Origin of the sequence: Actinomadura livida (assembly GCF_014648675.1) — a bacterium.
GTDB classification, from domain to species: domain Bacteria; phylum Actinomycetota; class Actinomycetes; order Streptosporangiales; family Streptosporangiaceae; genus Spirillospora; species Spirillospora livida.
Genome location: NZ_BMRO01000002.1, coordinates 177,279 through 197,663 on the forward strand (window position 1 = coordinate 177,279; position 20,385 = coordinate 197,663).

At 76.7% G+C, this 20,385-nt stretch carries 16 protein-coding genes; 13 read left to right on the top strand and 3 right to left on the bottom strand.

Annotated features, from left to right (window positions below):
- Positions 1 to 43: 43 nt before the first annotated feature.
- The 3 genes from IEZ03_RS04110 (at position 44) to IEZ03_RS04120 (ending at position 2,870) form a co-directional block, all read left to right on the top strand.
- On the top strand, positions 44 to 454 hold the full coding sequence (locus IEZ03_RS04110) for a nuclear transport factor 2 family protein (RefSeq protein WP_132046319.1): 411 nt from the start codon (positions 44 to 46) through the stop codon (positions 452 to 454).
- Between the two features lie 104 nt (positions 455 to 558).
- On the top strand, positions 559 to 1,752 hold the full coding sequence (locus IEZ03_RS04115; RefSeq protein ID WP_184884204.1) for an acyl-CoA dehydrogenase family protein: 1,194 nt from the start codon (positions 559 to 561) through the stop codon (positions 1,750 to 1,752).
- A complete protein-coding gene (locus IEZ03_RS04120) occupies positions 1,749 to 2,870 on the top strand; it encodes an acyl-CoA dehydrogenase family protein (RefSeq protein WP_184884206.1) in 1,122 nt (373 codons plus the stop codon). The genes IEZ03_RS04115 and IEZ03_RS04120 overlap by 4 nt, the downstream gene beginning before the upstream one ends.
- A 72-nt stretch (positions 2,871 to 2,942) precedes the next feature.
- On the opposite strand, the gene IEZ03_RS04125 is transcribed toward IEZ03_RS04120, so the two are convergent.
- The gene (locus IEZ03_RS04125; protein WP_229808001.1) at positions 2,943 to 3,782 is read right to left on the bottom strand and encodes a 1-aminocyclopropane-1-carboxylate deaminase/D-cysteine desulfhydrase; all 840 of its coding nucleotides are present in this window, start codon (positions 3,780 to 3,782) and stop codon (positions 2,943 to 2,945) included.
- Positions 3,779 to 4,333 carry a universal stress protein gene (locus tag IEZ03_RS37545; RefSeq protein ID WP_221480715.1) on the bottom strand — a complete coding sequence of 185 codons (555 nt, stop codon included), beginning with the start codon at positions 4,331 to 4,333 and terminating at the stop codon, positions 3,779 to 3,781. The genes IEZ03_RS04125 and IEZ03_RS37545 overlap by 4 nt, the downstream gene beginning before the upstream one ends.
- Positions 4,334 to 4,478: 145 nt before the next feature.
- On the opposite strand from IEZ03_RS37545, the gene IEZ03_RS04130 reads away from it, so the two are divergent.
- Together IEZ03_RS04130 and IEZ03_RS04135 are read left to right on the top strand one after the other, a co-directional pair.
- Positions 4,479 to 4,976, top strand: a complete 498-nt coding sequence (locus IEZ03_RS04130; RefSeq protein WP_184884208.1) for an XdhC family protein — start codon at positions 4,479 to 4,481, stop codon at positions 4,974 to 4,976.
- 14 nt (positions 4,977 to 4,990) lie between these two features.
- Positions 4,991 to 6,058, top strand: coding sequence for an alcohol dehydrogenase catalytic domain-containing protein (locus tag IEZ03_RS04135; RefSeq protein ID WP_184884210.1), 1,068 nt, complete (start codon positions 4,991 to 4,993; stop codon positions 6,056 to 6,058).
- Here IEZ03_RS04135 and IEZ03_RS04140 read toward each other — a convergent pair.
- A complete protein-coding gene (locus tag IEZ03_RS04140; RefSeq protein ID WP_184884211.1) occupies positions 6,019 to 9,771 on the bottom strand; it encodes an nSTAND1 domain-containing NTPase in 3,753 nt (1,250 codons plus the stop codon). The genes IEZ03_RS04135 and IEZ03_RS04140 overlap by 40 nt on opposite strands.
- 271 nt (positions 9,772 to 10,042) lie before the next feature.
- Between IEZ03_RS04140 and IEZ03_RS04145 the strand changes: the two genes are divergently transcribed.
- The 8 genes from IEZ03_RS04145 to IEZ03_RS04175 all read left to right on the top strand — a co-directional run bounded on the left by IEZ03_RS04145 (position 10,043) and on the right by IEZ03_RS04175 (position 20,343).
- Positions 10,043 to 14,527 carry a tetratricopeptide repeat protein gene (locus IEZ03_RS04145; protein WP_184884214.1) on the top strand — a complete coding sequence of 1,495 codons (4,485 nt, stop codon included), beginning with the start codon at positions 10,043 to 10,045 and terminating at the stop codon, positions 14,525 to 14,527.
- Between the two features lie 178 nt (positions 14,528 to 14,705).
- Positions 14,706 to 15,677, top strand: a complete 972-nt coding sequence (locus tag IEZ03_RS04150; protein ID WP_184884217.1) for a sigma-70 family RNA polymerase sigma factor — start codon at positions 14,706 to 14,708, stop codon at positions 15,675 to 15,677.
- A 169-nt stretch (positions 15,678 to 15,846) separates the two neighbouring features.
- On the top strand, positions 15,847 to 16,512 hold the full coding sequence (gene pcaH, locus IEZ03_RS04155) for a protocatechuate 3,4-dioxygenase subunit beta (RefSeq protein WP_184884219.1): 666 nt from the start codon (positions 15,847 to 15,849) through the stop codon (positions 16,510 to 16,512).
- Entirely contained in the window at positions 16,512 to 17,078 is a 567-nt protein-coding gene (gene pcaG, locus IEZ03_RS04160) for a protocatechuate 3,4-dioxygenase subunit alpha (protein WP_184884221.1), read from the top strand. Before pcaH ends, pcaG begins: the two co-directional genes overlap by 1 nt.
- Complete coding sequence (pcaB, locus tag IEZ03_RS04165) at positions 17,068 to 18,270, top strand: 3-carboxy-cis,cis-muconate cycloisomerase (RefSeq protein WP_184884223.1); 1,203 nt, start codon at positions 17,068 to 17,070, stop codon at positions 18,268 to 18,270. Before pcaG ends, pcaB begins: the two co-directional genes overlap by 11 nt.
- Positions 18,267 to 19,061 (top strand): 3-oxoadipate enol-lactonase, encoded by a 795-nt coding sequence (pcaD, locus tag IEZ03_RS04170; RefSeq protein ID WP_308427947.1) that lies wholly within the window; start codon positions 18,267 to 18,269, stop codon positions 19,059 to 19,061. Before pcaB ends, pcaD begins: the two co-directional genes overlap by 4 nt.
- Positions 19,058 to 19,453 carry a 4-carboxymuconolactone decarboxylase gene (pcaC, locus tag IEZ03_RS38690; protein WP_308427948.1) on the top strand — a complete coding sequence of 132 codons (396 nt, stop codon included), beginning with the start codon at positions 19,058 to 19,060 and terminating at the stop codon, positions 19,451 to 19,453. The genes pcaD and pcaC overlap by 4 nt, the downstream gene beginning before the upstream one ends.
- A 26-nt stretch (positions 19,454 to 19,479) precedes the next feature.
- Complete coding sequence (locus IEZ03_RS04175; protein WP_229808002.1) at positions 19,480 to 20,343, top strand: IclR family transcriptional regulator; 864 nt, start codon at positions 19,480 to 19,482, stop codon at positions 20,341 to 20,343.
- Positions 20,344 to 20,385: the final 42 nt, after the last annotated feature.

Sequence of the window (20,385 nt, forward strand, 5' to 3'; positions counted from 1 at the left end):
TGAAGCCGTTGACAAGTGAAGCTCTGACTTGTAGTGGAGGGTCATGTCCGAGTTCGCCAGCCCCCGGGCCGTCTTCCAGCGGCTCATCGACGGGGTGACCGCGCGGCGGCCCGAGGCGCTGCCGCGGCTGTACGCCGAGGACGCGGTGGTCGTGCACCCGTTCGCCCATCCGACCACCCGCCTGGAGGGGCGCGACGCGGTGCGCGAGCACTTCGCGCGCCTGGAGACGCTGCCGCTGGAGATGACCGCGCGCAACGTCGTCGTCCACCACACCGCCGACCCCGAGGTGATCATCGCGGAGTTCGAGTACGCGGGCCGCAACACCGAGACCGGACGCGAGTTCGTCGTGCCGAACGTCTTCGTGCTGCGGGTGCGCGCCGGGCGCATCGTGGAGTCGCGCGACTACCACGACCATTCCGGGCTCGCCCGCGCCATGGGGGCGGACGGCGGTTGACTCGCCGACCCGGCGCTTCCTAGGCTGGGCGGACCATACCGACCGGTTGGTATGTCCGTGGGGCGGCCCGGCCGCCGCCCCCTCGCCCTGCGGAGGTCCGCCCCGTGAGCACAGCACCGCCCGACGCCGAGGAGCTGGAGAGGCGGGTCGGCGAGTTCCTCGCCGCGCACGACCCCTCCGCCGGCGAGCCCCTGGAGTTCCTGCGGGCCCGGTTCGACGCCGGCCTCGCCTGGGTCCACTACCCCGAGGGCCTCGGCGGCCTCGGCGCCCCGCGGTCCCTGCAGCCCGCGGTCGACCGCGCGTTCGCCGAGGCCGGTGCGCCGACCAACCACCCCGAGCGCAACGGCATCGGGCTCGGGATGGCCGCGCCGACGATCCTCGCGTTCGGCACCGACGAGCAGAAGCGCCGCTTCCTGCGTCCGCTGTGGACCGGCGAGGAGGTGTGGTGCCAGCTGTTCAGCGAGCCCGGCGCCGGCTCCGACCTCGCCGCGCTCGGCACCCGCGCCGTCCGCGACGGCGACGCCTGGACGGTCAACGGCCAGAAGGTCTGGACGTCCATGGCCCACGAGGCGCGCTGGGCGATCCTCGTCACCCGCACCGACCCGGACGTCCCCAAGCACCGCGGCATGACCTACTTCGTCTGCGACATGACCGCGCCGGGCGTCGAGGTGCGCCCGCTGCGGCAGATCACCGGCGAGGCGGAGTTCAACGAGGTCTTCCTCACCGACGTGCGGATCCCCGACGAGCACCGGCTCGGCGAGGTCGGGCAGGGCTGGCAGGTGTCCACGACGACGCTCATGAACGAGCGGGTCGCCATCGGCGGCGCCCGGTCGCCCCGCGAGGGCGGCATGATCGGCGTGGTCGCCGCGCTGTGGCGCGACCGCCCCGAGCTGCGCACCCCGGACCTGCACGACGCCCTGCTGCGGGCCTGGGTCGAGACCGAGGCCGCGCGGCTCACCGGCGAGCGGCTGCGGCAGCAGCTCACCGCCGGGCAGCCCGGCCCGGAGGGCTCGGGGGCCAAGCTGGCGTTCGCCAAGATCAACCAGGAGGTGTCCGGCCTGGAGCTGGAGCTGCTGGGCGAGGACGGCCTGCGCTACGACGACTGGACCATGCGCCGGCCCGCCGAGGTCGACTTCACCCGCCGCTCGCCCGGCTACCGCTACCTGCGCGCCAAGGGCAACTCCATCGAGGGCGGCACGTCGGAGATCCTCCGCAACATCATCGCCGAGCGGGTGCTGGGCCTGCCCGGCGAGATCCGGGTCGACAAGGACGTGCCGTGGAAGGACCTGCCCAAGTGAGCGACCTGCTGTACAGCGAGATCGAGAACGACCTGCGCGCGAGCGTCCGCGAGGTGCTCGACGACAAGGCGCCCTGGACGGCCGTCCTCGCCGGGACCGAGAAGGCCGAGCCGTACGACGCGGCCCTGTGGCGGGCCGTCGCGGGCCAGCTCGGCTGCGCCGGGCTGCCCGTCCCCGAGGACCTCGGCGGCGCCGGGGCCACCTGGCGGGAGACCGCCGTCGTCATGGAGGAGCTGGGCCGCTCCACCGCGCCCGTCCCGTTCCTCGGCAGCGCCGTCACCGCCACGGCCGCGCTGCTCGCCGCGGGGGAGCGCGACCTGCTCGGGCGGCTCGCGTCGGGCGGCACGATCGCCGTCCTGGCCGTGCCGTTCAGCACGGCGCCCGGTGACGGGACGCCGGAGGTCCGGGCCGCGGACGGCGCGGTGACCGGCGAGGTCACCAGCGTCGCCGACGGGATGGCGGCCGAGGTGTTCCTCGTCCCGGCGGACGGGGGCCTCTACGCGGTGGACGCCGCGGACGCCCGCCGCACCGCCGTGACCTCCCTGGACATGACGCGACGCCTGGCCGACGTCGCGTTCTCCGGGGCGCCCGCGCGGCTCGTCGCCGAGGGGCCGGACGCCGTCCGGGCCGCGCTGCTCACCGGTGCCGCGATGCTGGCGTCCGAGCAGCTCGGGCTCGCCGAGCGGTGCCTGGACGACACCGTCGCCTACGTGAAGACCCGCTACCAGTTCGGCCGGCCGGTCGGCTCCTACCAGGGCCTCAAGCACCGCCTCGCCGACCTGTGGACGTCCATCACGCAGGCCCGCGCGGTGGCGCGGTACGCCGCGTCGTGTGTGGCCTCCGGCGCACTTGCCGGGGGGTCTGGGGGGTCGCCCCCCCAGGCGGGACACGGCCATGACGACACGGCGGTCGCCGTGGCGGTCGCGCAGGCCCACTGCTCGGCCGTCGCCGTCAAGGCCGCCGAGGAGTGCGTGCAGATGCACGGCGGTATCGGCTTCACGTGGGAGCACCCGGCGCACCTGTTCCTGAAGCGCGCCAAGGCCGACTCCATCGCGCTCGGCACCCCCGGCCGCCACCGCGCCGCCCTGGCCGGCCTGGCCGACCTGCCTCCCGCCTGACCGGACCGGTGACCGGGCGGCCCCGTGCGCGGCATGCGGGGCCCGCCCGGCCACCTCCGCCGGCCCTCCCGGTCACCCCGTGATGACGGCCAGGACCCGCGCGCCCACGGGGAACGCGCCGCGCTCGGCCAGCGCGAGGACGCCGGACATCATCTTCGCCGTGTAGACGCGGTCGAGGACGACGCCGTGCCGCTCGGCGAAGTCGGCGATGAAGGCGTCCAGCTCGCGCGTCCGCCTGGCGTAGCCGCCGAAGTGGAAGCCGTCCTCGACACGCCAGGCCCCGCGCCGCCCTCCGTACGTCTCGCACTGGAGCCGTTCCACCTCCGCGTGCAGGAAGCCGCCCTTCAGGACGGAGAACCCCAGAGCACGCTGGTCCGGGGCGAGCCCGGCGGCCAGCCCGGCCAGTGTCCCGCCGGTGCCGCACGGGCAGCAGACGACGTCGTAGCCCGGCACCTCCGCGCCGAGCTCCGCGCATCCCCTCACCGCCGCCGCGTTGCTGCCGCCCTCGGGGAGGAGGTAGAAGGGGCCCCACCGCTCGCGCAGGGCGGCGACGACGTCGGGCTCGTGCTTGCGGCGGTAGGCGGCGCGGTCCAGGTAGGTCAGCCGCATGCCCATCCGCTCGGCGTAGGCGAGGGTGTCGTTCAGCGGCAGGTGCTCCTCGCCGCGGATCACGCCGATGGTCGCGAACCCGAAGATCCTCCCGGCCGCGGCCGTGGCCCGGATGTGGTTGGAGTAGGCGCCGCCGAAGGTGAGGACCGTCCCGTGCTCCCGGGCCGGCCCGAGGTTGTGCTTGAGCTTGCGCCACTTGTTGCCGGGCAGCTCCGGGTGGACCAGGTCGTCCCGCTTCAGGAACAGCCGCACGCCCCGCCGGGCGGCCCGGTCGTCGGCCAGCTCCACGACGGGGGAGGTCACAGCGGGTGGCGCAGCCGCCGGCCCAGCCGCCGGAACCGGGAGCCGGGCACGTGGCCGGGGGACTCGTCCTGCACGGCCAGGCGCTCCAGGAGCGTGTCGAACGAGGGCGTCTGCACGCAGACGAGGGTCGCCCGCGCCCGGCGGGCGCAGTGCAGCCGGACCGAGGGCCGCAGCAGCCGCGAGAACGGGCCGCGCGCCCCGTGCCCGACGACGAGGATGTCGCCGTCGCCCGCCAGCCGCACCAGCACCGCGCCCGGCTCGCCCACCAGCGCCAGCGCCGTCATGTCCACGCCCTCGGGCGGGCCGCCGCACACGTCGCCGAGGACCCGGGCGATGAGCTCCGCGCCGGACGCGCGCAGCGCCTCGGTGACGCCGCAGCCGAGCTGCCCCGCCGCCGACACGTGCGGCGGCAGCGGAGCGGCATGGACGACCAGCAGCGGCAGCCCGCGCAGCCGGGCCGCACCGATCGCCCAGGACAGGGCGCCGCGGGCGCCCGCCGAGTCGTCCACCCCGACCACGACGCGGGGTCCGCCCTCCGGTCTCGTGATCACGGTTCCTCCCGAGCCCGCCTGGTGTGCACTCTAGGGTGCAGGCATACCCGTTCCCAAGGAAGGGTCTCGCGTTGGGGAAACGCGGCTTTCCGCAAAAGGCGCGGCCCGCTGGACCGGCCGCGCCCGCGCGGGGCAGACTGCGGGTATGGGAACACCGCACGAGACCGACCCCGCCTGCGCCGTCGCGCACGGCGACGCCCCGGCGCCCGCGGCGGAGCGGACGCTGGTCGCGGTGTTCGCCGGTCCCGTCGCCGAGCACCTGCTGCGCTACGGCGCCGACCTCGGCTACCGCACCTTCCTCGTCGACCCCGACAAGGACCGGGACGGCGCCGCCGACCTGCCGCACCTCGACGCGACGGCCGACGTCGTGGTCACCGACCACCACCGCCCCGAGCTGGGGCCGGTCCTGCGGGACGTCCTGACCCAGCCGGTCCGCTGGGTCGGCGTCATGGGCAACCCGCGCCATCCCGCCCCGCACATCCCGGCGCTCACCGAGCTCGGCGTCCCCGCCGGGGACATCGCGCGGGTCCACCGGCCCATCGGCCTCAACATCGGGTCGCGGACCCCGGCGGAGATCGCGATCGCGACCCTGGCCGGCCTCATCGCCGACCGCAACGGCCGCCCCGGCGGCTTCGAGTTCTAGGGGCGGGGCCTTCGATGCGGGCGGTCGTCTACGCCGGGTTCGGGGCGCCGCCGGAGGTCCGCGAGGTCCCCGATCCGCGGCCGCCCGCCGGCGGCGCGGTCATCCGCGTCGAGGCGACCGGGGTGTGCCGCAGCGACTGGCACGGCTGGCAGGGGCACGATCCCGGGATCCGGTCCCTCCCGCACGTGCCCGGCCATGAGCTGGCGGGCACGGTCGAGGAGGTCGGCGCGGGCGTCGCCACCGCCCGCCCGGGCGACCGCGTCACGGTCCCGTTCGTGTGCGCCTGCGGCCGCTGCGCGGCCTGCGCGGCGGGGGACCAGCAGGTCTGCGAGGCGCAGACCCAGCCCGGCTTCACCCACTGGGGCTCCTTCGCCCACTACGTCGCGGTCGAGAACGCCGACGTCAACCTGATCCGGCTGCCGGACGAGATGTCGTACACGGCGGCCGCCGCCCTCGGCTGCCGGTTCGCCACCGCGTTCCGGGCCGTCCTCGCGCAGGGCGGCGCCTCCGCGGGCAGGTGGGTGGCCGTGCACGGCTGCGGCGGCCTCGGCCTGTCCGCCGTGATGATCGCCGCCGCGGCGGGCGCCCGCGTGGTGGCCGTCGACGTCGCGCCCGGGGCGCTGGAGCTGGCGCGGCGCAGCGGGGCGTCCGCCGTCGTCAACGCCGCGGGCCACGCCGACGTGGCGGGCGCCGTGCGGGAGGCGTGCCGGGGCGGCGCGCACGTCTCGCTGGACGCGCTGGGCAGCCCGGAGACGGCCCGCGCCTCGGTCGAGTCCCTGCGCCGGCGGGGCCGGCACGTCCAGGTCGGGCTGCTCCCGCCCGGCGCGGGCCGCGCGGACCTCCCGATGGAGCGGGTCGTCGCCATGGAGCTGGAGATCGTCGGCAGCCACGGGATGGCCGCCCACGCCTACGGCCCGATGGTGGAGCTGGTCCGGGCGGGGACGCTGCGCCCCGACCTGCTGATCGGCCGCGTCCTCGCGCTGGACGAGGCCCCGGCCGCCCTGATGGACATGCCCGCCCCCGGCATCACGATGATCGAGCCTCACCGGCAGGGCGGGTCGAAGGACGCCGAGGGCAGGTAGCGCCGCCACTCCGCCTCGGTGATCGGCGTCCCGGCGGTGGCGCAGATCCGCGCGGCGACCTCGTCCGGGTCCATCGACCAGAGCCGCACGTCGCGGCCCACGCCGGCGGTGACGAGGAGCGGCCGGTCCGGGACGGCGGCGTCGATGTAGAGGCTCTCGGCCGACCCGGTGAGCGTCGCGAGGGCGCGCGGATCGGACGGGTCGGAGGTGTCCCACAGCCACACGGTCCCGTCCCCGGCGGCCGCGGCGAGCGTGTCGTCCGGGCCGTAGGCCAGCGAGTAGACGTAGTTCGCGGGGCCGTGCAGGCGCCGGGGCAGCGGGCGCGGGCGCGCCCGGTCGCGGACGTCCCACAGGACCACCGTGTTGTCGGCGCCCGCCGTGGCCATGGTCGCGCCGTCCGGGCTGAAGACCACGGCGAAGACGTAGCTCTCGTGGCCGCCCAGCGGCGGCCCCAGCCGGACGGGGTTCCGGGCGTCGGTGACGTCCCAGAGGTGGACCTTGCTGTCGGCGGTGCCGTACGCCAGCGTGCGGCCGTCCGGGCTGAAGGCGGCCTGGTAGGCGTAGTTGGCCGCGCCGGTGAGCTCGGCCGCGCGCACCGGCTCGCGCGGGTCGCCCATATTCCACAGGTAGACGCTCTTGTCGTTGCTCGACACGGCGAGGAGGCGGCCGTCGGGGCTGAAGGCCAGCCCCTGGACGAGGTCGCCCGGCCCGGTGAGCATCCCGGGGACGGCGGTGGGGCGCGAGGGGGAGCGGACGTCCCACAGCCGCGTCTCGCCGCCGCGCGTGCCGATCGCGAGCGTCGCGGCGTCCGGGCTCAGCGCGGCGGCGCCGGACGCCGTGCCGCTCCCGGCCGCCCGCTCGATCACCGGCCCGAGCGGGACCGGGCGGCGCGGGTCGGCCACCGACCACAGCCGCGCCGTGCCGCCCGCCCCCGCCAGCGCCAGCACCCTGCCGTCGCGGCTCAGCGAGACGGCGAAGATCCCGCCCTCCGGGCCCTCGACCACCGGGCCGGGAACGTCCCAGATCCGGGCCGTGCCGTCGGACGCGGCGGTGGCGAGCGACCCCGACCGCAGGAACGCCACCGCCGTCACCGGCCCCGGATGCGGCAGCGTCGTGGTCACGGTCCGCGCGCCGACGTCCCACACCCGGACCCGGCCGTCGGAGCTCGCCACCGCCAGGGAGCGGCCGTCCGGGGCGAAGGCCACCCCGTTGACCCACTGGTCCGGCCCCTTCAGCGGCCGTCCCGACGGCACGGCCGACGAGCCGTCCACCCGCCACAGCCGGACCGTCCCGTCGGCGCTGCCCGCCGCGAGGGTCCGGCCGTCCGGGCTGAAGGCCACCCCGTACACGGTCCGCCCGCCCGCCGCGAGAGTGCGGCCGGCGGGCGCACGCCGGTCCATGTCGACGAGCCGTACCCTGCCGTCGGCGAAGCCCACGGCGAGCGTCTCCCCGCCGGGGCTGAACGCCACGCTGTGCGCGGCGGCGGACGCCTCGGCCACCACGCGGCCGCCCGGCTCGGGGTCGGCGACGTCCCAGGCGCGGACGGTCTCGTCCGCGCTCGCCGCGACGAGGGTCCGGCCGTCCGGGCTGAACGCCACCGCGTACACGGTGTTCCGCGGCCCGGTGAGCGCGACCGGGGCGGCGCCGGGCCGCCGGAGCAGGACGGTGCCCCCGCCGCCCCCGCTGGCGAGCGTCTCGCCGTCCGGGGCGAGCGCCACGCCGTACACCGTGTCTGGATGCCCGGTCACCGGCGGCCCGGCCGGGACGGGGCGCCCCCTGTCCGCGATGTTCCAGAGCCGGACGGCGCGGTCGGCGCCCGCCGCCGCCAGCGTCCGGCCGTCCGCGGTGACCGCCACCGCCTGCAGGACCCCGCGCGCCCCGGTGATCCGGGTCGCGGCCGGGCCGGAGTAGGCCTCCAGCAGGCTGGACCGCGCCTCCGGCGTGCGCGCCACGCGGTACGCCGCGAGCGCGGTCATCCCCGCCAGCGCCACGTCCTCGCCGCGCAGCTTGGCCGACTCGATCGCGACCTGCCGGGACACCGCCAGGTCGCGCTGCGCGTCCGCCGCCGCGGCCTGCAGGTCGGCCGCGTGCCGCTGGCGCAGCGTGACCCCGGCGAGCCCGAGCGTCACCAGCGACACCGCCGACAGCACCGCGATCAGCCGCCGGCCGCGCCGGACCAGCCGGCGCGCAGCCCGCGCCTCCGCGTCCCGCTGCTCGGCCGACGCCCGCAGGAACCGGCGCTCCAGCTCGTTCAGGCCGCCGCCGCGCCGCGGGTCGGCGGCCAGCTCCTCGCCCTCGGCCAGCCACGCGCCGCGCAGCAGCGCGCCGGGGTCGCGGCCCGACTCCTCCCACGCCTGGGCGCCCTCGGTGACGCGGCGGTGGGTGCGCAGCCCGGCCCGGTCGGCGTCCAGCCACCCGCGCAGCCGCGGCCAGGCGGACAGCAGCGCCTCGTGCGCGATCTCGACGCCGTCGGCGCGGGCGGTGACGAGGCGCTGCCGGACGAACCGGTCCAGGACGCCGCGCACCTCGTCCCCGAGCTCCCGCTCGGCGACCCGGCGGCGCGTCACGCCGGTGTCGCCGGTGATGTGGACCAGCCGCAGGAACAGGAGGCGGGCGATGTCGCGCTCGTCCTCGTCCAGGCCGCGGTGGGCCTCCTCCGCGGTGGCGGCGACCGCGTCCGCGATCCCGCCGCTGTCCCGGTAGTCGGCGATCGTCAGCGTCCCGTGCCGGCGCCGCTCCCAGGTCGACAGCAGCGCGTGCGACAGCAGCGGCAGCGTGCCCGTCTCGTGGGCGGCGCCGGGGCGGGCGTCCGGCGCCGGGCTCACCTCGCGCAGCAGCAGGTCGGCCAGCCCGGGTTCGAGCTCCAGCCCGGCCCGCTGCGCCGGCGCCACGATCGCGCGGCGCAGCTCGTCCTCGTTCATGGGCGTGACCACGACCTGGCCCGCCTGCAGCACGCGGGCCAGCCCCGGGTGCCGCAGCGCCCGGCCGTAGAAGTCGGCCCGCAGTGCCATGACCACGGTGGCGGGCAGCTCCAGCAGGGCGGTGACCAGGTCGTCCGCCGCCGCGTCGGAACGGCCCGCGAAGACGTCCTCGAACTGGTCGACGACGACCACGGCCGTCCCGGCGCCGCACAGCCCGGCCACGTCGTCCGCGTCGATCTCGTCGGCCGTGCGGAGGACGATCCCGGTGTCCTCGCGCAGCGCGGGGACCAGCCCGGCGCGCAGCAGCGACGACTTCCCGGCGCCGGAGGGCCCGACGACGACGATCGCGCCGCCGCCCTCGAGCGCCCGCACGCGTTCGGCCAGCACCGAGGTCAGCGCCTCCCGGCCGAAGTACCACGCGGCGTCCTCGGCCTCGTACCGGGCCAGGCCCCGGTAGGGGACGACCGCCGGGCGCCGTCCCGGGGTCCGGCGGACCCTGCGCAGCGCCTCCAGCCACGCCTCCACTTCCGCGTCGCCGGTCACGCCGCACGCGCGCAGCAGCGCGGGGAGCCGCGCCGGCTTCAGCGGCGGGAGGTGCCGCCCGGCGAAGTAGTCGCCCGCGCTCGCGTGCGGGATGCCCGCCGCCCGCGCGACGTCCCTGACCGTCAGGCCCGCGTGGTCGCGCAGCAGCGTCAGCTCCCGCGCGAAGTCCTGCCGCGTGACGACGCGCCGCGGGTCCGGCGCCTCGGCTCCGCTCCTGGACGGGTTGCGCAGCACCATGTGAACCCCCACGGCCTGAATCGCACGGCGAACCGGTGCCGTACGGCACCCCGATTCACACACAGGACGGCGGAGCCGTATGTGGCACATGACATACGTGCGGCCGCTCCCACCGGAATCCGGGTTTCCCCGGAGTGCCTCACGGTGCGTGGCGCCGCGGATCCGCTGCGGGAACGCCGCGCTGTACGGCCTTGTACGGGTATTGGACGAGCCGTTGTGCGCGCCCAGGCCAGGGGGGTCGGCTGGAAGGGACCCGATCATGACAGGGAGGCGGGGCCCGGCCATGACACGAGACGCGGCCGCGACACCGGAACCGGCCAGGAGACCAGACCCGGACACGACACCAGAGGCGGCGGCACCGGAGCCGACGGCGGGGACCCCTGCGACGGCGGGGAAAGGGCCGCCCGCGAACCACTTCCACGGCGCCGTCCACGTCGACGGCGACATCGTCCAGGAGAAGACCGTCCACCTTCCCCCGCCGCGGTTCGTGCCGCCGGTCCGCCAGCTCCCCGCGGCGCCCCGCGACTTCGTCGGGCGCGAGGAGGAGCTCGCGGCGATGGACGCCGCCCGCGCCGCGGCCGGGGAGCGCGGCTCGGCGGCCGTCGTGCAGATCCACGGCATGGCCGGCGTCGGCAAGACGTCGCTGGTCCTGCACTGGGCCCACCAGAACGCCCGCTACTTCGACGACCAGATCTTCCTCGACCTGCACGGGCTGTCCCCGGACGCGGCGTCCCCCGCGCGGGCGCTGTTCCGGCTCCTCGGCGACCTCGGCCTGGCCGCCTCCGAGATCCCGGGGGACGAGGGGCGCCGCGCCGCGCTCTTCCGCTCCCTGGTCGCCGGCCGCCGCATCCTGGTGGTCCTCGACAACGCCGCCGGCACCGAGCAGATCCGCCCGCTGATCCCCGGCGGGCGGGGCTGCCTCGTCGTGGTGACCGGGCGCTCCCTCCTGGAGAACCTCGCCGTCGAGTTCGGCGCGTTCTCCGTCCCCGTCGAGCCGCTCACCATCGCCGACTCCTGGAAGCTCGCGGCGCGGCTGCTCGGCGGCGGGCGCGGCGAGCGCGAGCCGCAGGCGGTCGCCGCCCTCGCCGAATCGTGCGCGCGGCTGCCGCTGGCCATCCGGATCGCGACGGTCGGCCTGGCCGCCGGGCGCTTCGAGTCCGTCACGTCCCTGGTCGAGGAGCTGACCGGCGGCGGCAGGCTCGACGTCCTCGCCCTCGACGGCGCCGGGGTCGCCATCCGCACCGCGTTCGACCTGTCCTACGACAGCCTGCAGCCGCGCGAGCAGGGCGTCTTCCGGATGCTCGGCCTCCTGCACGGCTACGACTTCGGCGCCGAGAGCCTCGCCGCCCTGCTCGCCGTGCCCGTCGAGGAGGCCCGCAGCCTGCTGGGCCGCCTGGTCCGCAAGCACCTGGTCGAGCCCGGGACGGTCGGGCGGTACCGCCTCCACGAGCTGCTGAGCGAGTACGCCGCCGAACGCCTCGCCCGCGAGGACGGCGCGGCGGCCGACGCGGCGGCGCGGCGCCTGCTGGACCGGTACCTGGCCCGCGTCCGCGAGGCCGCGGCGGCGATCGCGCCGTCGGCCGTCGGCCCGGGGTCCGGCGCGGCGGAGGTGTCCCCGCGCAGGGCCGCCTCGTCCCTGGCGTGGTTCGAGGAGGAACGGGCCGCGGTGGTCGCCATGGCCCGGCGCGCGGCGGAGCGGGGCGAGCCCGCCCTGGCCTACGAGTTCGCCGACGCGCTGTTCCAGCTCCTCCGGCGCGACAAGCACGGCGCCGACAACCTGGAGGTCCACCGGCTCGGCCTGGCGGCGGCGCGCGCCGCCGGCGACCGGCACTGGGAGGCGCGGATGCTCGACCAGCTGGCCGTCGTGCACTGCGACCGCGGCAACCACGACGAGGCCGCCGAGGACGCCAGGGCCGCCTACGAGATCTTCACCGGCCTCGGCGACCACCGGCTGGCCGGCTGGGCGCTGAACACCCGCTCCCGCGCCGAGCGGCAGCGGTGCCGCTACCGGGACGCGCTGCTGTACGGCGAGCACGCGCTGCGAATCCTGACCCACGAAGGCGACCGGCACGGCGTGGGCCAGGGACTGGAGCAGATCGCGCAGGTGCACTGGAGGCTCGCGCACTACCGGATCGCGCTGGCGCACGCCCGGGAGTCGCTGCGCGTCCACCGCGAGCTGCACGGCGGAGACGGCGAGGCCGCCGCGCTGGAGATGATCTCCAGGGTCCTGCGCCGCCTGGGCCGGACCGACCGCGCCCTGCACTACGCGCGGCGGGCCCTCGCCGTCCGCGAGCGCCTCGGCGACCGGCGCGGCCAGGGCGAGGTCCTCGACAGCATGTCCCGCACCCTGCGCCGCAGCGGCCGGCTGCGGGAGGCCCTCCGCTGCGCCCGGGACTCGGTGCGCATCCGCGAGGACATCGGCGACCTCGCCGGGATGGCGATGAGCCTGATCAGCCTGTCGCGGGTCCTGCAGACGCTCGGCGACCGGCGCGGCGCGCTGGACGGCGCGAACCGTGCCCTGCGGATCAGCCGCGACATCGGCGACCTGTACCGGGAGGACGAGGCGCTGTCCGCCATCGCCGCCTTCCACCACGACGCGGGACGCTACGAGGAGGCGATCCGGCACGCGCGGCACGCCCTCGCCATCCGGAGGAGGCTCGGGGACGAGCACGGGGTCGCCTCGGTCCTCAACCTCATCGCCATGGTGGAGCGGCGGCTCGGCCGGCACGCCGAGGCCCGCCGGGACGCCGAGCGGGCCATGGCCCTGCAGCGCGCGCTGAAGGACGGCCACGGCCTCGGCAAGACGCTGAACAACCTCGCCGAGATCGAGCGCGGCGCCGGCCGGTACCGCGACGCCCTCGCCCACGCCCGCGCCGCCCTCGCCATCGGCGTGCGGGCGGGAGGCGGCGGCGGCGAGCGGATCGGGCAGGGCGAGAGCCTCGCCACCATCGCCCGGATCCAGTGCAGGATGGGCGACCACGAGGAGGCCCTCGCCCACGCGGCCGAGGCGCTGCGGCTCCAGCGCGAGACCGGCGACCGGCCGGGCCAGGGCGTGACGCTGGACGTCTTCGCCCGCGTCGCCATCCGCACCGGCCGCTACGGCGAGGCCGCCGAGCACGCCGCCGCGTCGCTGCGGATCCGGCGGGAGATCGGCGACCGCCGCGGCAGCGCCGAGAGCATCGCCAAGATCGCGCTCGTCCGGTGGCACCAGAGCCGCTACGACGAGGCCCTCGCCCACGCCGAGGAGGCGCTCGCCGTCCAGCGGGAGATCGGCGACCTCGCGGGGGCGGGGAACTCCCTCTACATCCTCGCCCGGGTCCACGCGCGCACCGCCCGCTACGCCGAGGCCCGCGCGTGCGCCCAGGAATCCCTGGAGCTCTGCCGGCGGACCGGGGACCGCCCCGGCGCGACCGACGACCTCCTCACCCTCGCGCACATCGACCGCAGGCAGGCCGAGTACGCCCGCGCGCTGCGCACCGCGCGCACCGTCCTGAAGGCCAAGCGGGCCATGGACGACCGGACCGGCGAGGCGGAGGCCCTCACCCTCATCGGCCGCCTCGAGAACCGGCTGGGCGGCCACGACGGCGCCCTCCGGCACCTCGCGGAGGCGCTCGCGATCCAGCGCGCGACGGGCGACCGCTACGGCGAGGCGGAGACGCTGGAGACCATCGGCCGCGTCCGCTGCCGGCTCGCCCAGTACTCCGCCGCCCAGCGCGCGCTCAAGGAGGCGCTGCGCATCGACCGGGCCATCGGGGACCGCGCCGCGGCCGGCCGGACCCGCACCATGCTCGCCGACGTGTGCCGCCGCCGCGGCGCGCTGAAGGCCGCCGTCAAGCACGCCCGCAAGGCCATCGCGATCCTGCGGGAGATCGGCGACCTCGACGCGGAGGGCGCCGCCCACACCGCGCTCGCGCGCATCCACCACTCCCTGTCCCAGTACCGCAAGGGCCTGCGGCACGCCGGGATCGCGCTGCGCATACGCACGGACACCGACGACCGCCAGGGCCAGGCCGAGAGCCTCGACATCCTCTCGCTCAACCACCGCCGGCTGGGCCGCAACGAACTCGCCTCCGAACTCGCCGAGCGGGCCCTGGCGCTGCACCGGGAGATCGGCGACCGCCGCGGCGAGGCCGACAGCCTCGCCACGCTCGCCCACGCCCGCTGGCGCCTCGGCGACGAGGACGCGGCCCTCGACGCCGGCCGGGCGGCGCTGCGGATCCGCCGGGAGGCCGCCGACCCGTACGGGGAGGCCGAGATCCTCGACCTGCTCGCCCGCATCCACCGCCGCGCCGGGCGCTGCTCCGAGGCGCTCGGGCTGGTCACCCAGGCGCTCGCGCTCCGCCGCGAGATCGGCGACCGGCACGGCGAGGCCGACAGCCTGACCACGCTGGCCCGCCTCCTGCGGCGGCGCGGCGACGCCGGCAAGGCGCTGGACTACGGCCGGCAGGCCCTCGTCGTCCGCCGCGAGATCGGCGACCGGCGCGGGACGGCCGACACCCTCGACCTCATCGCCCGCGCGCACGCCGACGGCGGCGACCACCGGGAGGCGCGCCGGCACGCCCGGACCGCCCTGGAGATCCAGGCGGAGATCGGCGACCGGTGGGGGCGCGGCCTGAGCCTGCTGCTGCTCGGCCGGATCCACCTCGGCCTCTCCCGGCCGGACGAGGCGCGGGAGTACCTGGCCCAGGCGGCCATCGTGTGCGGGAAGACCGGCAACGGGCAGGCCGCCGCGGAGGCGCGGCGGCTCCTGGACGCCCTGCCGGCCTGACGCCCCGGCCCGCGGGGGCGGTGCCCGGGGCGGGCGGCTCCCGGTGATCCCGCAGGTCGGCGGCGTAGAATGGGGCGGCGAACGTGTTCTGTCGGTGGGTCCGCCTACCGTCGGGAGCGACGGGGCCCGCCGGTGGCACCCGTCCCAGCGACGATGCCCAGCGAAGGTGACGACCACGATGGCGAACAGCACTCTAGAGCGGGACTTCCAGGAACTCGCCGATCCGTACCGGCGGGAGCTGCTGGCGCACTGCTACCGGATGCTCGGCTCCATCCACGACGCCGAGGACCTGGTGCAGGAGACCTACCTGCGGGCCTGGCGCTCCTACGGGGACTTCGAGGGGCGCTCCTCGCTCCGGACGTGGCTGTACCGCATCGCCACGAACGTGTGCCTGACGGCGATCGACCAGCGCGGCAGGCGGCCGATGCCGTCCGGGCTGGGCGCCCCGAGCGACGAGCCCGAGCGGCCCGTCGTCGCCTCGCCCGAGGTGCCCTGGCTGGAACCCGCCCCCGACACCGTGACCGGCGCGGACGCCGCCGACCCCGCGACCATCGTCGCCGCCAGGGAGAGCACCCGGCTCGCGTTCATCGCCGCGCTGCAGCACCTGCCCGCCAAGCAGCGGGTCGTGCTGATCCTGCGGGACGTCCTGAAGTGGCGCGCGGCGGAGGTCGCCGAGCTGCTCGACACCTCCACCGCCGCGGTGAACAGCGCGCTGCAGCGGGCGCGGGCGCAGCTGGAGGAGCACGCGCCGGAGCGGGACGCGCTGGTCGAGCCGACCGACCCGGCGCAGCGCGACCTGCTCGAACGGTACGCCAAGGCGTTCGAGGACGCCGACATCACCGGCCTCCTCGAGCTGTTCAAGAAGGACGTCGTCTGGGAAATGCCGCCGTACCCCGAGTGGTTCGTCGGCGCCGACACCGTCGTGCGGCTCATCCTCGCGCAGTGCGGCCCCGCCCCGGGGGACATCCGGATGCTCCCGACCACGGCGAACGCGCAACCCGCGTTCGGGCTCTACTCGCGCGACGAGGAGGGGGTCCACCGCGCCTACCAGCTCCAGGTGCTCGACGTCACCGAGGACGGCGTCGCGCACGTCTCGGCGTTCTTCGACCCGAGCCTGTTCCCGCTGTTCGGCCTGGCCGAACGGCTCTGATCAGGCGGCTGCCCTTCCGCTCAGCGGAAACCCGGATGTGCCATCGGCGGCCTCTCCTGCCATGGTGGGCGGCGGCACCGGGCGGAGCTGCGCGGCGTTCCCGCCCGCGGCCGGCCGGGCACGACACCACAGAGCCGATCGAGCACGTCGCGGCGGAAGGGAACAGCGCATGACGCATCCTCCATACCTGTCCCCGGGCTACAAGAGCACCGTGCTCCGGGCGCCCGCGCAGGAACTGGTCATGCCGAAGCTCGGCCCGGACAGCGTCGAGCTGGCCTCGCCGGTCTTCGGGCACCAGGAGCTCGGCCGGCTGGACGAGGACCTCACCGTCCAGCACCCCGGCGAGCCGCTCGGCGAGCGGATCGTCGTGACCGGCCGGGTGCTCGACGGGCAGGGCCGGCCGGTGCGCGGGACGCTGGTCGAGGTCTGGCAGGCGAACGCGGCCGGCCGCTACGCGCACCTCGGCGACATCCACCCCGCGCCGCTCGACCCGAACTTCACCGGCGCCGGGCGGTGCCTCACCGACGACGACGGCCGCTACCGGTTCGTGACGATCAAGCCGGGCGCCTACCCGTGGCGCAACCACCACAACGCGTGGCGCCCCGCGCACATCCACTTCTCGGTGTTCGGCACGGCGTTCACGCAGCGGCTGATCACCCAGATGTACTTCCCCGGCGACCCGCTGTTCGCCTACGACCCGATCTTCCAGTCGATCCCGGACGAGCGGGCCCGCGAGAAGCTGATCTGCCGCTTCGACATGGACACCACCGAGCCGGAGTGGGCGCTCGGCTACCAGTGGGACATCGTGCTCGGCGACACCCCGATGGAGGCCTGATGACCACCGCTTCGCACGACGGCGCCCCCGGACCCACGCCGTCGCAGACCGTCGGCCCGTTCTTCGGCTACGCGCTGCCGTACGAGACCGGCCCGCGCGTCGTGCCGGGCTGGCGCCCGGACGCGATCGACGTGCGCGGCCGGGTCCTGGACGGCGCCGGGGAGCCCGTCCCCGACGCGCTGCTGGAGATCTGGCAGGCCGACGAGAGCGGGCGGATCCCGCGGCGGCCGGGCGGCATCGTCCGGGACGGGCACGACTTCTCCGGGTTCGGCCGGTGCGGCACCGACGCGGACGGCGCCTTCTGGTTCACCACCGTCAAGCCCGGCGCGGTCGGCGACGGCGCCCCCTGCATCGCCGTCCTGGTCTTCGCCCGGGGCCTGCTCAAGCCCGTCTTCACCCGGCTGTACTTCCCCGAGGACGAGACCGCCCACGCCGCCGACCCGCTGCTCGGCGCCGTGCCCGCCGAGCGGCGCGCGACCCTGATCGCCGCGCGCGAGGGGGAGCGGAGGTACCGCTTCGACATCCGCCTGCAGGGGGATCGGGAGACGGTCTTCCTTGGCTTCTGAGGAACGCGGCCCCGCGCGGCCGGACGCCGCGCCGCTCGACGCGGGCCTGCTGTCGCCCGTCCGCGCGGGGACCGAGGCCGAGGCCGCGACGGGCGACGCGGCCTACCTGGCCGCGATGCTGGACGCCGAGGCCGCCCTCGCCAGGGCCCAGGCCCGCCTCGGCATCATCCCGGCGGACGCGGCCGCCGCGATCGGCGCCGCCGCCGCCGACGCGGGCCGCTTCGACGCGGCCGACCTCGCCCGCCGGGCGCGCGGCTCCGGCAACCCGGTCGTCCCGCTGGTCGCGGACCTGCGGGCGCTCGCCGGCCCGGCCGGGCGGCACGTCCACCGCGGCGCCACCAGCCAGGACATCGCCGACACCGGCGCCATGCTCGTCGCGGCCCGGACCAGGCGCGTCGTCCTCGCCCACCTCGACCGGGCACTGGACGCGCTGGCCGGGCTCGCGGCGCGGTACCGCGACACCCCGATGCCGGCCCGCACGCTGGGGCGGCAGGCGCTGCCGACGACGTTCGGCGCGAAGGCGGCGAACTGGCTGCTGGGCTGCCTGGAGGCCCGCGGCCGCCTCGCCGCGCTGCCGCTGCCGGTGCAGCTCGGCGGCCCGGCCGGGACGCTCGACGCGTTCGGCGACCGGGCGTTCGACCTCGTCGCGGCCTTCGCGGAGGAGACGGGGCTGGACCGCCCCGTCCTGCCGTGGCACACCCGCCGCACGCCGGTCGCGGAGCTCGCGTCGGCGCTGGCGCTGACCGCCGGGGCCCTCGGCAAGATCGCGACCGACGTGTGGCTGCTGTCGCAGAGCGAGGTCGGCGAGGTCGCCGAGCCCGCCGGGGAGGGCAGGGGCGGCTCGTCGTCCATGCCGCACAAGCGCAACCCGGCCATGTCCGCCCTGATCCGCTCGGCCGCCCTGCAGGTCCCCGCGCAGGCGCAGGTCGTGCTGGCCGCGCAGGCCGCGCCGCACGAGCGGCCGGCGGGGGAGTGGCACGCCGAGTGGCAGCCGCTGCGCGAGAGCCTGCGGCTCACCGGCGGCGCCGCGGAGACGGCCGCCGAGCTGCTCGGCGGCCTGGAGGTGTCGCCCGCGCTGATGCGCGCCGACCTCGACGACCTGCTGGACGTGCTCGGCGACGACCCGGGGACCGGCGCGGCCGCCGCCCTCGTCGACCGGGCCCTCGACGCCTACCGGAGGAGCCGCGCGTGACCGGCCCGCCCGCACCGGCGGGAGCCCCGCCGCAGTACCGCCTCGACGGCCCGGCGGACGCGCCCCTCGTCGTCCTCGGCCCGTCCCTCGGCACGTCCATGGACCTGTGGCTCCCGCAATTGCCCGCGCTGCACCGCGGCTGGCGGACGCTGCGCTACGACCTGCCCGGCCACGGCGGCGCGCCGCCGCCCGCCGGCCCGTTCACCGTCGAGGACCTCGCGGACGGCCTCGTCCGCCTGCTGGACGACCTCGGCGCCGACCGGGCCGCCTACGCCGGGGTGTCGCTCGGCGGCGCCGTCGGCACCGCCCTCGCGCTCCGCGCGCCGGAGCGGGTCGCGAGCCTCGTGCTGTGCTGCACGTCCCCGCGCTTCGGCGAGCCGGGCCCCTGGCACGAGCGGGCCGCGCTCGTCCGCCGGGAGGGCGTCGGGCCGGTGGCGGACACGGCGGCCGGACGCTGGTTCACCCCCGGGTTCACCGGCGCGGAACCGTACGTCGCGATGCTCCGCGCGACCTCCCCGGAGGGGTACGCGGGCTGCTGCGAGGCGCTCGCGCGGTTCGACGCCACCGGCCGGCTCGGGGAGATCACCGCGCCGACCCTGGTGATCGCCGGGGCGCAGGACGGGCCGACGCCGCCCGCGGGCCACGCCGACCGGCTGGCCGGCGGCATCCCGGGCGCCCGCCTCACCGTCGTCGACGGAGCCGCGCACCTCGCCGGCGCGGAGCGGCCGGGCCCGGTCACCGAGGCGATCACCGCCCATCTCGACGCCACATGGAAGGGAGCGGGCCGATGAGCGAGGAGGCCCTCACCGGCAGGGAGCGGCACGCGCGCGGCATGAAGGCGCGCCGCGAGGTCCTCGGGGACGCGCACGTCGACCGCGCCGAGGCCCGCAAGGACGGCTTCACCGCCGACTTCCAGGACATGATCACCCGCTACGCGTGGGGGGAGATCTGGAGCCGCCCCGGACTGGACCGCAGGACGCGCAGCTGCATCACGCTGACCGCCATGGTCGCCGGCGGCCACCTGGAGGAGCTGGCGATGCACGTGCGGGCCGCGCTCCGCAACGGGCTGACCCACGACGAGATCAAGGAGGTGCTCCTGCAGACGGCGATCTATTGTGGAGTGCCGGCCGCGAACTCGGCGTTCGCCGTCGCCCAGCGGGTGCTCACCGAGCAGCAGGAGTGACGGCGCGGAGCCGGCGGAGGAACCACGTGGGACGGGAGACGGCGGGCGGCGGCCCTGCGAGCGGCACCGGGGGCGGTACCGCGGGCGGCGGGGCGGGCCCCGCGCGGCCGGTCAGCGTGGCGGGCAAGGTGATGGCCATCCTGAACGCATTCGCGCAGGGCGGCGTCCGCCTCAGCCTGAGCGAGATCTGCCGACGCTCCGGCCTGCCGCTCGCGACCGGCCACCGCCTCGTGGGGGAGCTGGCCGAGGGCGGGTTCCTGGAACGGGTCCCCGACGGCACCTACCGCATCGGGACGCGGCTGTGGCGCATCGGCAGCCAGGCCCCCGCCGTCATGGGCCTGCGGGAGCTGGCGCTGCCGCACATGGAGGACCTGTACGAGGCGACGCACGACAACGTGCAGCTCGGCGTGCTGCGCGACGGCCACGCGCTGATCGTCGAGCGGCTGCGGGGGCGGCGGTCGGTGCCGGTCGTGACGCAGGTCGGCGGAATGCTGCCGCTGCACACCACCGGTGTCGGGCAGGTGCTGCTGGCGTACGCGCCGCCCGAGGTCCGCGAGCGGGTCCTCGCCGGCGAGCTGCCCCGGCACGCGGTCCGCACCATCACCGACCCGGACGAGCTGCGCCGCTGCGTCGAGCGGGTCCGCCGCGACGGCTACGCGCTGACCCGCGACGAGATGACGCTCGGCGCGTCGTCCGCCGGCGTGCCGGTGCGGGACGGGGCGGGGGAGGTGGTCGCGGCGCTGTCGCTGGTGTCCGGGACGCGCGGCGCCGACCTGCGGCGGCTGCTCCCGCCGCTGACGACGGCGGCGCGGGCCCTGTCCCGGGACGTCGCCGCGCACTGGCACGGACATTCCGATATGTTCTCCGCCGGACGGAACACCGGCGCGTGAACCCGCGGCGGCGCGCGGTGAGAGCCGGGCCGCCCGACGAGG

Coding starts and splice junctions, on each gene's coding strand:
- IEZ03_RS04110 (WP_132046319.1), top strand. CDS start 44: ATGTCCGAGTTCGCCAGCCCCCGGGCCGTCTTCCAGCGGCTCATCGAC.
- IEZ03_RS04130 (WP_184884208.1), top strand. CDS start 4,479: ATGGGAACACCGCACGAGACCGACCCCGCCTGCGCCGTCGCGCACGGC.
- IEZ03_RS04135 (WP_184884210.1), top strand. CDS start 4,991: ATGCGGGCGGTCGTCTACGCCGGGTTCGGGGCGCCGCCGGAGGTCCGC.
- IEZ03_RS04145 (WP_184884214.1), top strand. CDS start 10,043: ATGACACGAGACGCGGCCGCGACACCGGAACCGGCCAGGAGACCAGAC.
- IEZ03_RS04150 (WP_184884217.1), top strand. CDS start 14,706: ATGGCGAACAGCACTCTAGAGCGGGACTTCCAGGAACTCGCCGATCCG.
- pcaH (WP_184884219.1), top strand. CDS start 15,847: ATGACGCATCCTCCATACCTGTCCCCGGGCTACAAGAGCACCGTGCTC.
- pcaG (WP_184884221.1), top strand. CDS start 16,512: ATGACCACCGCTTCGCACGACGGCGCCCCCGGACCCACGCCGTCGCAG.
- pcaC (WP_308427948.1), top strand. CDS start 19,058: ATGAGCGAGGAGGCCCTCACCGGCAGGGAGCGGCACGCGCGCGGCATG.